Genomic DNA, 13,015 nt, shown 5'->3' on the forward strand with positions numbered 1-13,015 from the left:
AAGGGCATGGACATTCGATTGACGCAAACCAGTGACTGGATGTTGTTGAAGCAGGTTCGCCTGGCAGCACTTCAGGATGCGCCGACGGCATTTGGCGTGAGCTATCAAACGGCGGCCAGCGACACCGATGAACAATGGCAGGAGCGTGCCTCGTCGCAGATCGGTACGTAGTTCTGGCTGGCCTTCGAGGGCGGCAAGCCGGTCGGCATGATAGGTGCGGGGATCAGCCAGGCGGCCCGCTATAACTTGATCGGCATGTGGGTTGCGCCTCAATGGCGGGGCGCCGGGGCAGCTGCCCGACTGGTGGGCGCAGTGAAAGCCCGGGCGCGGCAGAGTGGTCATGACAGTGTGTATCTGGACGTATCCCCGGACAATGGCAGAGCTTGCGGTTTCTATCTGAATCAGGATTTCGTCTTTATGGACGAATGGGAGCCCTTGGCCAGCCACCCCCATATCAGGGTGCAGACGATGCGCTGGGACGTGAGCGGCTGAATTGAGATGTAGGGACAGAGACGGGGGCGGCCCGGTTGCGTTTGCTGCCGCGCTGCAAAAAACCAGCCTGAGCCAGCCCATAAATGCCTCTCGTCGAAATATCTGTCAGATAAATTGACCAGAATAGTCCTACGCAGTTAACTGTACGTTCATACAGTTATCGTAAGGCGTGCGTCATGAGCTTCACTTCCCTCGGTCCCATTGCTGCAGATGGCGTTCGCCTGCCACTTTGCTCCTTCAAAGTCCCCGCCGGGTTTCCGTCGCCGGCGGCGGATCATATCGAGAAGGAGATTTCCCTTGATGAGCTGCTCGGTATCCGTGCGCCCCATGTGTACCTGGTGCGCATCGATGGCGACAGCATGCAGGGTGTGGGGATTTATTCCGGCGACCTGGCGGTGGTGGACCGCTCCATCGAGCCAGGCCACGGTCATGTGGTGGTGGCGCTGCTCAATAACGATCCGATCTGCAAGCGTTTGTGCCTGCGCGGCAAGAGTGTGGTGCTGCAATCCGAAAACCCCAAGTACCCCGACCGTTATGTACTGGAAGGCGATGAGCTGACAGTCTGGGGCGTGATTACCTACACCGTGCGCAGTCATGGCCACTAAGTCTGCGCCGGTTTTCGCGCTGATCGACTGCAACAGCTTTTACGCCAGCTGCGAGCGGGTGTTCCGCCCGGACCTGGCCAAGGTGCCCATTGTGGTGCTGAGCAACAACGACGGCTGCGTGATCGCCCGCAGTTATGACGCCAAGCCCCATGTGAAGATGGGCGAGCCGTATTTCCAGATCAAGGATCGCCTCGAGCAGTTGGGGATCGTGGCGTTCTCATCCAACTATGCGCTGTATGGCGACATGAGCGAACGGGTCATGAGCCTGATCGAGTCGATGCTGCCTGCGGTGGAGGTGTACAGCATTGATGAGTCCTTTGCCGACCTCAGCGGTATCGTTGATGCCACCGCGATGGGGCGCCAGTTGCGCAGCCGCATTCTGCAATGCACGGGCATTCCGGTGGGGGTCGGCATTGCCCATACCAAGACCCTGGCCAAACTGGCCAACCACACGGCCAAGCGCTTGCAGGCGCATACCGGTGGCGTGGTCAACCTGTGTGGCGACCATGAACGCGACTGGGTGCTGCGCAACACCGCAGTCTCGGAAGTCTGGGGGGTAGGGCGGCGCATGACCGCGCACCTGGAAGGCATGGGCATCAAGACGGCGATGGACCTGGCCAAAGCTGATCCGTGGTCATTGCGAAAAAAGTTCAGCGTGGTGATTGAGAAAACGGCGCGAGAGCTAGCGGGCACGGCCTGCCTGGAACTGGACGAGCCCGATCCGCCCAAACAGGAAATCTGCTGCAGCCGCATGTTCGGCAAGCGCTTGACCGAACTGGCGCCGATCAAGGAGGCCGTGGCCACCTACATGATGCGCGCCTCGGAAAAGCTCAGGGCGCAGAAGTCGTACTGCAAAAAGGTGCGCGTCAGCATTCGCACCGGCATGTTCAACCCGGACGAAGCGAAGTACGCCAAGGGCGTGGTGGTGACCCTGCCATACCCCACCGATGATGTGCGGCTACTGACCCGGGCGGCAGTGGATGCTGTGGCGCATGTCTTCCAGCCAGGCTTCAGATACAGCAAGGCCGAGGTCATGCTGCTGGACCTGCGCCAGCCGGGGGAGTTTTCCGATGACCTGTTTGCCGTCAATCAACCGGCAGAGGCTTCACGGGTGATGGCGGTACTGGACGCCATCAATGGTCGCTGGGGCCGCGGCACTCTGCGGGCGGCCAGCGTGCCGGGCAAGCCGGACTGGGGTATGCGCCGGGAAATGATGAGCCAGAGTTATACGACACGGGTGGATCAGCTTTGGCGGGTGTCGAGCCATTAACGATGCGCCTTGCACGGAGACCGCCAAACTGTGGGAGCCGCCATCGCGTAAAAACCCGACTCCCACAACAGCCGGCGAGTTAACGCACGGCTTGGCAAAACCTGCTGATCGCCTCACAAGCCTTGTGCAGGGACGTCTCATCCAGCGCATAGGCAATGCGCAGATACGGGCCCAGCCCGAAGGCGCTGCCCTGCACCACGGCCACATTGGCTTCGTCGAGCAGGGCCAGGGCAACATCTTCGTCGGTGTGCAGCACCCGGCCTGCTGGCGAGGTGCGGCCGATCAGGCTGGCACATGAGGCGAATGCGTAGAAAGCGCCGGCCGGGCTAAAGCACTCCAGGCCGATGGCGTTGAGCCGTTCGACCATCAGGTCACGACGGCGCTGGAACGCCGCGCGACTGGCATGGATAAAGTCCTTTGGCCCCTCCAGTGCCGCCAGTGCGGCCTGCTGCGAGACCGAGCAGGCCCCCGAAGTCTGCTGGCCCTGCAGCGTTTCCATCGCCTGCAGCAGCCAGCGCGGACCGGTGGCAAAGCCGATGCGCCAGCCGGTCATGGCGTAGGCCTTGGACACGCCGTTCATGGTCAGGGTGCGCGCCGCCAGCCGGGGTTCTACCTGGGCCAGGGTGTAGAACCATTGATCATCGAAGATCAGGTGCTCATAGATATCGTCGGCCAGGATCAGCACATGGGGGTGGGCCAGCAGCACGTCAGCCAGCTCGTGCAGTTCGTCGCGGCTATACACGGCGCCGGTGGGGTTGGAGGGCGAGTTCAGGATCAGCCAGCGGGTCTGCGGGGTAATGGCAGCGGCGAGCAATTGGGCGGTGAGCTTGAAACCGCTGGCCGCGTCACAGGTCACGATGCGCGGTTCGCCGCCGCACAACTGCACGATTTCAGGGTAGCTGACCCAATACGGCGCCGGGACGATGACCTGGTCACCCTCATTGAGGGTCGCGGCCAGGGCGTTGTAGATCACCTGCTTGCCACCGTTGCAGACCAGGGTGTCCTGCCAGCTGACATCCAGGGCGTTTTCGCGGCGAAACTTGGCCGCCACCGCTTCTCGCAGTGAGCGCACACCGGCGACCTGGGTGTAGCGGGTGTGCCCCTGTTCAATGGCCTGGAACGCAGCGGCACGCACATGTTCCGGGGTGTCGAAGTCCGGTTCGCCCGCGCACAGGGAGATGATCTGCGCGCCTTGTGCCCGACGCTCCGTCACACGGTCGATGATCCGGTAGGTCGCCGAAGGCTGTGCGCTGGCCAGGCGCCGGTTGAGCCGTTGGATGTCGGCGGTCATGCGCGGCTTCTCCATTCGGTCAGGTTCATCAGTTCAAGGGTGGTACGGCCTTCACTCAATGCCTGCATCATGTGGGCTTCCTTGTCGGCACGCGCTTCGCCTTCGGCCAGGGTGCGCGCCACGTGTGCATGGGGAATGATGATGACGCCATCGTCATCGGCCACCACCCAATCCCCCGGCGCAACAGGGACACCGGCGAAATGCAGGGCCTGACCCACGGACGGGGCGCTGGTCTTGAGCGTGCCCCTGACCGAAATGCCCCGGGCAAAGACCGGGAATTGATGCTTTTTCAGGGCCGCGATATCACGAACCCCGCCATCGATGACCAGGCCCGCCACCCCGGCGGCTTGCGCCGCAACGGTAAGTACCTCGCCCCAGTAGCCGGCTATAAAGTGGCCGGTGCCCACCACCAGCACGCTGCCACGCGGGGCGCGCTCCAGGGCCAGATGCAAGGCCAGGTTGTCACCCGGTGAACACTGCAGCGGGTAAGCCGGGGCGGCGATAAAGGCGCCTTCCCAGATCGGGCGGATATCACTGTCCACGGCGCAAGGCAGGTGCGAAGCCTCATAGAGCGTCGAGCTGCCCAGCGCTTTTGCCCGTTGGTAGTAAGGGTTCATCAGGCTTTCCTCTGCAGGTTGTGATAACCCAGGGCGGCCCGGGCACGTTCAAGGGTCTGGCCTTGGCCGATAAGGTCACGGATATCGGCTTCGACCCGCTCGATCTGGCGCGCACAGGCAGCCACTTCAGCGGCCCGGGCGCGGGGCACGATGACCACGCCATTGGCATCGGCCACCACGATATCGCGGGCGCAAACCCGCGCCGTGCCAATGGACACGGGCTGGTTGAGCGACTGCACCTGCACACGGTCCTTGCCGGTGCGCATAAAACGGCCCCGGCTGAAGATCGGATAACCGTCGCCCAGCGCCTTGTTGACGTCACGGCATACACCGTCGATCACCGTGGCGGCGATATGCCGGTTGCCGGCGTACTGGGTCATGATGTCGCCCCACACGGTGCAGTCGGTACGCCCGGCATTGTCGATCACCACCACATCACCTGGCAGCACCGCGTCGATAAAGTCGCCTACGGTGCCGGCAGGCACACTGGCGGCAACGTACTGCACGGTAAATGCCGGGCCGACGACCACCTGGCTGTAATTGCCCAGCGGCGCGATGCCCAGGCATTGGCCGGGCAGGCCGAGCTTGTCCAGGGCATCGGAAACAGCAGGGGTGTCGAGGCCGTCAAACAGGGCCACCAGTGCTTTGTCATCAAGGTTCATCAGGCGTGCTCCGGGGCAATGGCGTCGAACTGTGCGTCGTGCATGACCTCGGCCACCGAGCAACCGCTGCGCACAGCCTGCAGCATGCCTGCCTGGCGGTGGGCGATACGCTCGCCAAGCGCGATGACCTGCTCGATACGGCCCTGAGGCACAAAGACCGTGCCGCAGTTGTCGGCGATCACATAGTCGTCTTCACTGACGGCCACGCCTGCCACGGTGATAGTGACCCCGGCACCGATCTGCCGCACGCGGTTGCGTGCGCTGATCATGGTCACGCCACGGCCATACACCGGGTAACCGATGGCGGCACTGCCGTCGATATCCCGGCTGCAACCGTCGATCACGGTGCCCCGCAGTTGTTTTGCTGTGGCGGCGTTGGCGAGGATATCGCCCCAGCAGGAGATGCCTTCGAGACCGCCTGCGATCACCAGCACCCGGTCAGCACTGTTGATCTGTGCGACCACGGGGGTGATCAGGTGCGCACTGGAAGCCTTTTCGCATTGGGCTGCCAGCAACACAGTGCTGGCGCGGCCGACAATTTTCGGACAGTTCCACAGGGGCCGCAGCCCCACGGTGGCACCTGCCAGGCCGAGGAAATCCAGGGCATCGGATACCGTATTGGTATCCAGTGCCGCCAGGCGTTCGAGCAAGGTGTTGCTGGGTTGAGTCATTGCGCTGCCCTCAGGTCATTGGAGCAGCCAGTGTCAGCGAGGCTGTTTGATAGGTATATTCCTGTTAACGTAAGACTTGCATATGTTTAACCTATGGATGAAGCATGATCAATTTTCGCCTGATCCGGCATCTGTGGCTGTTTCTGGCCGTGGCCGAAGAACAGAATTTCGGCCGTGCCGCCAAGCGCCTTGGGATGTCCCAGCCGCCGCTGAGCGAGCAGATCCAGGTGCTGGAGCAGGCGCTCAAGGTCAAGTTGTTCGAGCGCTCACGTCGCGGCGCCAAGCTGACCCCGGTGGGCGCGGCGATCCTGCCCGCGGTGCGCAAGTTCGCCGAGCAGCTGGAGCGCCTGGAGCTGGCTGTGGAGGAAGCGCTGGGAGGGCAGTCGGGGATGCTGACCATCGGTGCGATTTCAACGGCCATGTTTGATGTGCTGCCGGGGTTGATTGAGCAATTGAAAGAGGCATACCCGCACCTGACCGTCTCCGTGCGGGAAATAGACAGCGTCGAGGCGGTGCCGGCGCTGGAAGCGGGCGATATCGATCTGGCGTTCGCCCGCCTGGACGGTGACCTGGGCGCCTCGATCCAGTCCGTGCCACTACGGGAAGATCGCCTGGTGCTGGCCCTGCCCAGCGACCATCCCCTGGCGGCGCGCACGCGGATCAGCCTGTCGAGCTTGTCCAATGAGCCTTTGGTGATGTTTGCGCGCCAGGTCAGCCCGGTGTATTTCGACAACTTGATTGCCACCTGCCGGGCCAGTGGTTTTTCCCCGCGGGTGCTGCATGAAGTGCGCTCAGTGGCCTCGCAAATTGCTTTTGTCAGCTATGGCCAGGGCATTGCGCTGGTGCCGGCATCCATGAAAAAACTGGCCCCTGCCAATGTGGTGTTTCGCGCGCTGAGCCAGAAACTCAGCGTGGTCACCACCGCCGTGGCCTGGAATACCGGGCGGCCCAACCCGTTGATCGCAGAGGTACTTGCAAGGTTAGGCGCCAAGGTATGATCGCAGCCGTTTTTCATGGCGCCGCTTCAGGCTCGGGCAATGCCTCTGCAACCAGTTCGATCCAGTGCCGCACCGGGGTTCTGCCGGCGCTGTCGAGGTGCGCCTGGCAGCCGATATTGGCGGTGACGATGACCTGCGGGTGCCCGCTTTCCAGCGCGTTGAGTTTGTTGTCGCGCAGTTGCCGGGACAGTTCGGGCTGGGTCAGTGAATAGGTACCCGCCGAGCCGCAGCACAGGTGGCTGTCGGGCACGGCGCTCAGGTTGAAGCCCAGCTCAGTGAGTACGCCTTCAACTGCGCCGCCGAGTTTTTGCGCGTGCTGCAAGGTGCAGGGGCAGTGGAATGCCAGTCGCAGATCGCTGCGCACGCCAAGTGTGCCCAGCGGCTCGTCGCGCAGCACTTCCACCAGGTCCCTGGCCAGCGCACTGACCCTGGCTGCTTTTTCGGCATAGGCCGGGTCGCTGCCGAGCAGGTGGCCGTAGTCCTTGATAAAGGCACCGCAGCCGCTGGCGGTTTGCACGATCGCTTCAGCCCCTTGGGCAATCCCCGGCCACCAGGCATCGATATTGCGGCGGGCGCGATCAAGGCCGGCGGCCTGGGCGTCCAGATGATAATCCACGGCACCGCAGCACCCGGCTTGCGGTGCCGGGATTACGCTGATGCCCAAGCGGTCGAGCACGCTGGCCGCCGCTGCGTTGGTGTTGGGTGACAGGCCCGGTTGCACGCAGCCTTCGAGCAGCAGTACGTGCCGCGCGTGCTGGCGGCTCGGGCGTGGGATGGGTGCCGGCGGGTTGCGCGGCAGCCTGGCTTGCAGGGGGGAGGGCAGCCAGGGGCGCAATACCTGCCCGCTGCCGATCAGGCCCTTGAACAGCGCGGCATTGGCTATCACGCGGCGCAAGCCATCGCGCACCAGGCGCTGGCCCAGCGGCCTTGGCACTCGGGCATCGACCAGCGCGCGGCCGATATCCAGCAGGTTGTGGTAGTCGACCCCCGAGGGGCAGGTGGTTTCGCAGTTACGGCACGACAGGCAACGGTCCAGATGCTGCTGGGTCTTGCGTGTTACCGCATTGCCTTCAAGCACCTGCTTGATCAGGTAAATCCTGCCCCGGGGGCCATCCAGTTCATCGCCGAGCAACTGGTAGGTCGGGCAGGTGGCGTTGCAGAAGCCGCAATGCACGCAGGTGCGCAGAATGCGTTCGGCTTCTGCGGCTCGGGGCAGGTGCCGGGCGTGTTCGCTCAGGGTGGTCTGCATGGCTCAAAGCTCCGCGTACAGTCGACCGGGGTTGAAAATACCCTGCGGGTCGAGCTGGTGTTTGAGGCTGCGCTGATAGCGCAGCAGGGCCGCAGGCAGCGGCTGGAACGGGCTGTCCACAAGGCCGTGGCTGTAGCAGGTGGCATGCCCGCCGACCTCGGCGACGACAGCGCGAATCCAGCTCGCTTCGGCCTCCGACTTGAGCCAGCGCTGGGCGCCGCCCCAATCGATCAACTGCTGGCCGGGCAAGGCCAGGGCCGGGGTGTTGTTGGGCAGGGACAGGCGCCAGAGAGGCGAGCCCGCGGCGAAAAAATCCAGGCGCTGTGCGTTCAGATCAGCCCAGAAGGCGCCGTCCAGCAGTTCGCCGCCCAGCCGCTCATGGGCGGCTGCCACCGAGCCTTCACCGCCCTCAAGGCGCAGGTGCAGATGCTGCCCGTCGTGGCAGGCGGCGCTGATCGGCAGCGGTTGCTGCCCCCACTCGGCCAGGCGCAGCAGGGCACGTTCGGTGCTCATCTGCAGGCTGATGCTCAGGCACTGGCGCGGTTTGGGCAGCACCTTGAGCGACGCTTCGGTGATCACCCCAAGAGATCCGTAACTGCCTGCCATCAGCCGTGACAGATCATAACCTGCAACGTTTTTCATCACCTCGCCGCCAAAACGCAAATGCTTGCCGTGCCCGGTGATGACCCGGGTGCCCAGCACATAATCCCTGACCGAGCCCGCCCACGGCCGGCGAGGCCCTGACAGCCCGCTGGCAATCATGCCGCCCACCGTGGCGCCAGCGTAGGCGGGTGGCTCGCAGGGCAGCATTTGGCGTGCCTGCTCCAGGACATGGGTCAATTGCGCCAGCGGTGTGCCGCAACGGGCGGTGATCACCAGTTCGGTGGGGTCATAGCTGACGATACCGCGATGGTTGCGAGTGTCGAGCACTTCGCCGGCCACGGAGCGGCCCAGGAACAACTTGCTGTTGGCGCCCTGAATGCGCAGCGCAGTGCCGCTGTGCAGGGCCTGGTTGACCTGCTCCAGCAGCACGCTGCTGTTATCGAGATCCTCGCTCGTGTGCATCAGAAACGCTCCAGTTCGGGGAAGGGCAACTGCCCGCCATGCACATGCATGGCGCCGAATTCGGCGCAGCGGGAGAGGGTCGGGATGTTCTTGCCGGGGTTGAGCAGGCCAGCAGGGTCGAAGGCGGCTTTGACGGCATGAAACAGGGTCAGTTCGTCGCTGTTGAACTGCGCGCACATCTGATTGATCTTTTCGCGACCCACGCCGTGCTCACCGGTAATGCTGCCCCCGACTTTCACGCACAGCTCAAGGATCTTGCCGCCCAGGGCTTCGGCGCGATCAAGCTCGCCGGGCTGGTTGGCATCGAACAGGATCAGCGGGTGCATATTACCGTCACCGGCGTGGAACACGTTGGCTACCCGCAGGTTGTAGGCGGCCGACAAGGCGGCAATGGCCTGCAGCACGCCCGCCAGCTGGCGGCGCGGGATGGTGCCGTCCATGCAATAGTAATCCGGCGCAAGGCGGCCCACGGCGGGAAAGGCGTTCTTGCGTCCGGCCCAGAAACGTACCCGTTCGGCCTCGTCCCTGGCCTGGCGGACTTCGCTGGCACCCGCCTGCTCCAATACCTGGCGCACGCGGTTGCAGTCGTCGTGGACATCGGCCTCAACGCCATCGAGCTCGCACAGCAAAATGGCCTGGGCATCAACAGGGTAGCCGGCATGAATAAAGTCTTCGGCGGCGCGGATGGCCAGGTTATCCATCATCTCCAGGCCGCCGGGGATGATGCCGGCGGCGATGATGTCGGCCACGGCCCGGCCGGCTTGTTCGACACTGTCGAAGGCCGCCAGCAGCACCTTGGCGGTCTGCGGTTTGGGCAGCAGCTTGACCGTCACCTCGGTGATGACCCCGAGCATGCCTTCGGAGCCGGTAAACAGCGCCAGCAGATCGAAACCTGGCGCGTCGAGTGCGTCCGAGCCCAGGGTCAGCGGTTCGCCGTCGACGGTCAGCACCTCGATCCTGAGCAGGTTGTGGACGGTCAGGCCGTACTTCAGGCAATGCACGCCACCGGCGTTTTCCGCGACATTGCCGCCGATTGAGCAGGCGATTTGCGAGGACGGGTCGGGCGCGTAGTACAGGCCAAAGGGCGCTGCGGCCTGGGATATCGCCAGGTTGCGCACGCCTGGCTGAACCCGTGCAGTGCGCGCGCCAGGGTCGATGTGGAGGATTTTGTCAAAGCGCGCCATCACCAGCAGCAGGCCTTTTTCCAGCGGCAAGGCACCGCCGGACAACCCCGTGCCGGCCCCCCGTGCGACCACCGGCACGCGCATTTGATGGCAGATGCGCAACAGCTCTTGCACCTCGTCGAGGTGGCGGGGCAACGCCACCAGCAGGGGCGTGGTGCGATAGGCCGACAGCCCGTCGCACTCGTAGGGCGCAAGTTCTTCGCGCTCATGCAGGACTTCAAGCTGCGGCAAGCGCGTTTGCAAGGCGTGCAGCAGGGCGGTTTTATCAACGTCAGGCAGCACGCCGTCGACGCGTTCATCGTAAAGGATATTCATGGCGGCTCACGACACTCGATTATTGTTATATGAGGTGTGTATCCGATGCAGCCTAGTCGCAAAGTTCGCGGTGCATCACAACCATGTTGGTCGCCGCCTTGTCGGTACTGTTGAAGTCAGACCGGGCATTACCGCCAGCGAGGCGATCGTGCAAGTGCCTTGGGCTGCCAAAAAACGCCGGGTAGTCAGTGCAGAGTGGCGGCGCGCCCCATTTCGCCAATGCGGATGCGGTCCAGCGCCCGGTTCAGGGCGTCCAGCGCATCGAGCAGGGCCTTGGCTTCAGCTTCGCGGCCATCGCCCCACAGGCGTTCGGCCATTCGGTTGAGGGTCAGGATGGCGTGTTCTATCTCTGCGGCAGTCGCCATCGGGCTTTCTGCGGCGGGTTTGCTGGACATGTTCAACACTTCTGCGGGGCCAGGCAATCTGGCTTGAGGGACGGTAATTGCGGGGGATATTCAGCGCACAGGGTACGAGGAATCGGGCGGGTGCTTCAAACCTTTGTTTGCGGGAGGTGACAGAGGAACCTTCGAGGCGCACTCGCGGCGCGCCCCGAAGGGTTTATACGCGCTTAGACCCGATGGATCTGGGTAATGTGCGGTTTGCCATTAATTGGCGCGTAGATTTCCACGATGGCTTGCCATGATGTGCCGGGCGAGCCAGGCAGTGTTGCGGTGCATTTGAAGCGATAGTTGGTGCCATTGACGACCTGGGTCGAAACCAGCTCCGGTGAGTACTGCACACCTACGAACCCGGTCAGGGCTTCTTTGAATACTTCCTGATCCTTTGGAGTCAGCTTGTGGTAGACAGTCCATCCGCCAACGAGTTGCTCTTGAGCAGTCATACGTTAAATCTCCTTATTTAAGTTCCTACTCGTCTGGCTTTTCGGAGTTCGCCCCGTATATTCAATGGTTTCCGGAATCCATTTCCTGAAGGTTTTCCCATACGATCCTTTTTTCCCTGTACCGGAGCGTCTAGAAAAACTGCACCATGACTGTTGATTAAATCGAGCATAGCAGTGCCCCCATTGGCCTGTAGGACGAATCGGCAGATGGCAGATGGCCGGTCATCAAGGTGGATGAGCGGCCACCGGGGCACAAAAAAGCCCGACACCAGGTCGGGCTCTTGAGCCTGCACGAGACGGCTCGTTAGCGGTGCTTGTTTTTGTGCTTGTGTTTACCCTTGCCCTTGCCATTGGAGTGATGGCGGTCGCCATCGTTGCCCAGGTTGTTACCCACTGCGCCGCCGACGGCACCGCCCAGGCCTGCGCCGATGGTCGAGCCGGTGGAGCCACCCAGCTGGTGGCCGATCACCGAGCCGCCTGCCGAGCCAAGCCCGCCACCGATGGCGGCTTCGGTTTTACTGCCTTTTTGCGCGCCGAGCGCGCCACCTGCAGCACCGCCCAGGCCTGCCCCGACGGCGGCCCCGGTGGAACCACCCAGCTGTTGGCCGACAATATTGCCCAGCGCACCGCCAACACCGCCGCCGACGGCGGCAGATCCATCTCCAGCGGCCATTGCTCCCTGCGATATCACCATGCCCAGTAGCAGAACGGGTAATGTAATCCGCATGTCATTAACCTCAGTCGATAGTCAGCAAGCATTCATGCCGGGGCCTTATGCCCCCAAAGATATAGAGGGCGCATAAAGTTTAAAGTTCGATCGTTACGCGCTTAGCGCCTGATCCGGTTTTTTTGCCAGCTGACATCGCTGTGGAAAATACCCGTATCACCTCGCAACACATACAGGGTTGCCCTGTAGGCTGAGGTTAGCCGGGAGCACTGCAGGCCGCGAATCTTGTTGTAGGCCCATGCCCAGCCGTGGGTCGTTTTACTGCTCATCATCCAACTCCTGCGTTCAACCACATGAACGATATGAGTTGGGTTGGACCCGCTCTGGCCCAGTAGTTCCCTGTCAATTGCCGGGGGGCTGCACGGCGGTTATGACGGGGTCTTGACGGGCGGGGCAAGCCCCGGATTCTCCTCTTGAAGCAGCACCAGCGCACCGACGATAAGCGCGCGCATGCCTTGGGCCAGCTCGATTTCCATTTCTGCCTCCTCACCTGCGCGGTCTGCCTCCAGCAGCGGTTCGCGGCAGGTGACCGAATACACCGTGTCGGCGACGGCTATGCCGTGGAAGGCAATGGTTGCCAGCAACCAGCGGGCATTTTCTATGGAAATGGCATAGATCTGGGCTATATGGCGCTGATGTTCGTCGATCTTGGCAAGCATCGGTTGCGTCGCGGCCAGCCTGCGGATCACATAAGGCGTCAGCCCGGGGTGGGCCTTGACGAACACCCGCACCGAGGTGGCAAACCCGAGCAAATACTCCTTCAGGGTGCCCGGCTGGTCGGCCTGGGCGCGGGGTATCTGCCAGCGGGTGAAGATCTCCTCGGCGACCATGCTTTTGAGCGCCTCCAGATTGGCAACGTGCTTGTACAGCGCCATATGGCTGACCCCCAATGCCGCGGCAACGCCGACAAAGGTGATGTTCGGCAAGCCGATGTCGATGCCTGCATCGACGATGCGTTCGCGGGTGATGGTGCGCGGACGCCCTCGAGCGGCAGGTGGTTGTGGCGCTTTCATGACAAATCCTTGAAC

The 13,015-nt window shown here is 62.9% G+C and carries 15 protein-coding genes and 1 pseudogene; 4 read left to right on the forward strand and 12 right to left on the reverse strand.

The window, feature by feature from the left end:
- Positions 1-6 precede the first annotated feature (6 nt).
- The 3 genes and pseudogenes from BFC21_RS04335 (at position 7) to umuC (ending at position 2,367) form a co-directional block, all read left to right on the forward strand.
- Positions 7-492 (forward strand): annotated as a pseudogene (locus tag BFC21_RS04335) (GNAT family N-acetyltransferase).
- A 176-nt stretch (positions 493-668) separates the two neighbouring features.
- Positions 669-1,097 carry a LexA family transcriptional regulator gene (locus BFC21_RS04340; protein ID WP_088377321.1) on the forward strand — a complete coding sequence of 143 codons (429 nt, stop codon included), beginning with the start codon at positions 669-671 and terminating at the stop codon, positions 1,095-1,097.
- The gene (gene umuC, locus BFC21_RS04345; protein WP_120265739.1) at positions 1,087-2,367 is read left to right on the forward strand and encodes a translesion error-prone DNA polymerase V subunit UmuC; all 1,281 of its coding nucleotides are present in this window, start codon (positions 1,087-1,089) and stop codon (positions 2,365-2,367) included. Before BFC21_RS04340 ends, umuC begins: the two co-directional genes overlap by 11 nt.
- 79 nt (positions 2,368-2,446) lie before the next feature.
- Here the strand turns inward: umuC and BFC21_RS04350 are convergent, their stop codons facing one another.
- The 4 genes from BFC21_RS04350 to BFC21_RS04365 are packed head-to-tail and all read right to left on the reverse strand — an operon-like array spanning position 2,447 to position 5,608.
- Positions 2,447-3,658, reverse strand: coding sequence for a pyridoxal phosphate-dependent aminotransferase (locus BFC21_RS04350; RefSeq protein ID WP_088377323.1), 1,212 nt, complete (start codon positions 3,656-3,658; stop codon positions 2,447-2,449).
- The gene (locus BFC21_RS04355; RefSeq protein WP_088377324.1) at positions 3,655-4,275 is read right to left on the reverse strand and encodes an RraA family protein; all 621 of its coding nucleotides are present in this window, start codon (positions 4,273-4,275) and stop codon (positions 3,655-3,657) included. Before BFC21_RS04355 ends, BFC21_RS04350 begins: the two co-directional genes overlap by 4 nt.
- Entirely contained in the window at positions 4,275-4,937 is a 663-nt protein-coding gene (locus tag BFC21_RS04360) for an RraA family protein (protein ID WP_088377325.1), read from the reverse strand. The genes BFC21_RS04355 and BFC21_RS04360 overlap by 1 nt, the downstream gene beginning before the upstream one ends.
- The gene (locus BFC21_RS04365; protein WP_088377326.1) at positions 4,937-5,608 is read right to left on the reverse strand and encodes an RraA family protein; all 672 of its coding nucleotides are present in this window, start codon (positions 5,606-5,608) and stop codon (positions 4,937-4,939) included. Before BFC21_RS04365 ends, BFC21_RS04360 begins: the two co-directional genes overlap by 1 nt.
- Positions 5,609-5,712: 104 nt before the next feature.
- Here BFC21_RS04365 and BFC21_RS04370 point away from each other — a divergent pair, with 104 nt between their 5' ends.
- Positions 5,713-6,606 carry a LysR family transcriptional regulator gene (locus BFC21_RS04370; protein WP_095004836.1) on the forward strand — a complete coding sequence of 298 codons (894 nt, stop codon included), beginning with the start codon at positions 5,713-5,715 and terminating at the stop codon, positions 6,604-6,606.
- Positions 6,607-6,619: 13 nt separating this feature from the next.
- On the opposite strand, the gene glcF is transcribed toward BFC21_RS04370, so the two are convergent.
- The 8 genes from glcF to BFC21_RS04405 form a co-directional block, all read right to left on the reverse strand.
- Positions 6,620-7,855 carry a glycolate oxidase subunit GlcF gene (gene glcF, locus BFC21_RS04375; protein ID WP_088377328.1) on the reverse strand — a complete coding sequence of 412 codons (1,236 nt, stop codon included), beginning with the start codon at positions 7,853-7,855 and terminating at the stop codon, positions 6,620-6,622.
- Between the two features lie 3 nt (positions 7,856-7,858).
- Entirely contained in the window at positions 7,859-8,920 is a 1,062-nt protein-coding gene (glcE, locus tag BFC21_RS04380; protein WP_088377329.1) for a glycolate oxidase subunit GlcE, read from the reverse strand.
- Entirely contained in the window at positions 8,920-10,419 is a 1,500-nt protein-coding gene (glcD, locus tag BFC21_RS04385; RefSeq protein WP_120265740.1) for a glycolate oxidase subunit GlcD, read from the reverse strand. Before glcD ends, glcE begins: the two co-directional genes overlap by 1 nt.
- A gap of 185 nt (positions 10,420-10,604) precedes the next feature.
- A complete protein-coding gene (locus tag BFC21_RS04390; RefSeq protein WP_088377331.1) occupies positions 10,605-10,814 on the reverse strand; it encodes a hypothetical protein in 210 nt (69 codons plus the stop codon).
- 173 nt (positions 10,815-10,987) lie between these two features.
- A complete protein-coding gene (locus tag BFC21_RS04395) occupies positions 10,988-11,260 on the reverse strand; it encodes a hypothetical protein (RefSeq protein WP_086797026.1) in 273 nt (90 codons plus the stop codon).
- Positions 11,261-11,564: 304 nt separating this feature from the next.
- The gene (locus tag BFC21_RS04400) at positions 11,565-11,987 is read right to left on the reverse strand and encodes a glycine zipper domain-containing protein (RefSeq protein ID WP_095004839.1); all 423 of its coding nucleotides are present in this window, start codon (positions 11,985-11,987) and stop codon (positions 11,565-11,567) included.
- Between the two features lie 101 nt (positions 11,988-12,088).
- Entirely contained in the window at positions 12,089-12,256 is a 168-nt protein-coding gene (locus BFC21_RS27135) for a hypothetical protein (RefSeq protein WP_016780811.1), read from the reverse strand.
- Between the two features lie 99 nt (positions 12,257-12,355).
- Positions 12,356-13,000, reverse strand: a complete 645-nt coding sequence (locus tag BFC21_RS04405) for a TetR/AcrR family transcriptional regulator (RefSeq protein WP_088377333.1) — start codon at positions 12,998-13,000, stop codon at positions 12,356-12,358.
- Positions 13,001-13,015: the final 15 nt, after the last annotated feature.

The sequence above is a fragment of the Pseudomonas sp. TMW 2.1634 genome (genome assembly GCF_001703595.1).
Taxonomy (GTDB): domain Bacteria; phylum Pseudomonadota; class Gammaproteobacteria; order Pseudomonadales; family Pseudomonadaceae; genus Aquipseudomonas; species Aquipseudomonas fragi.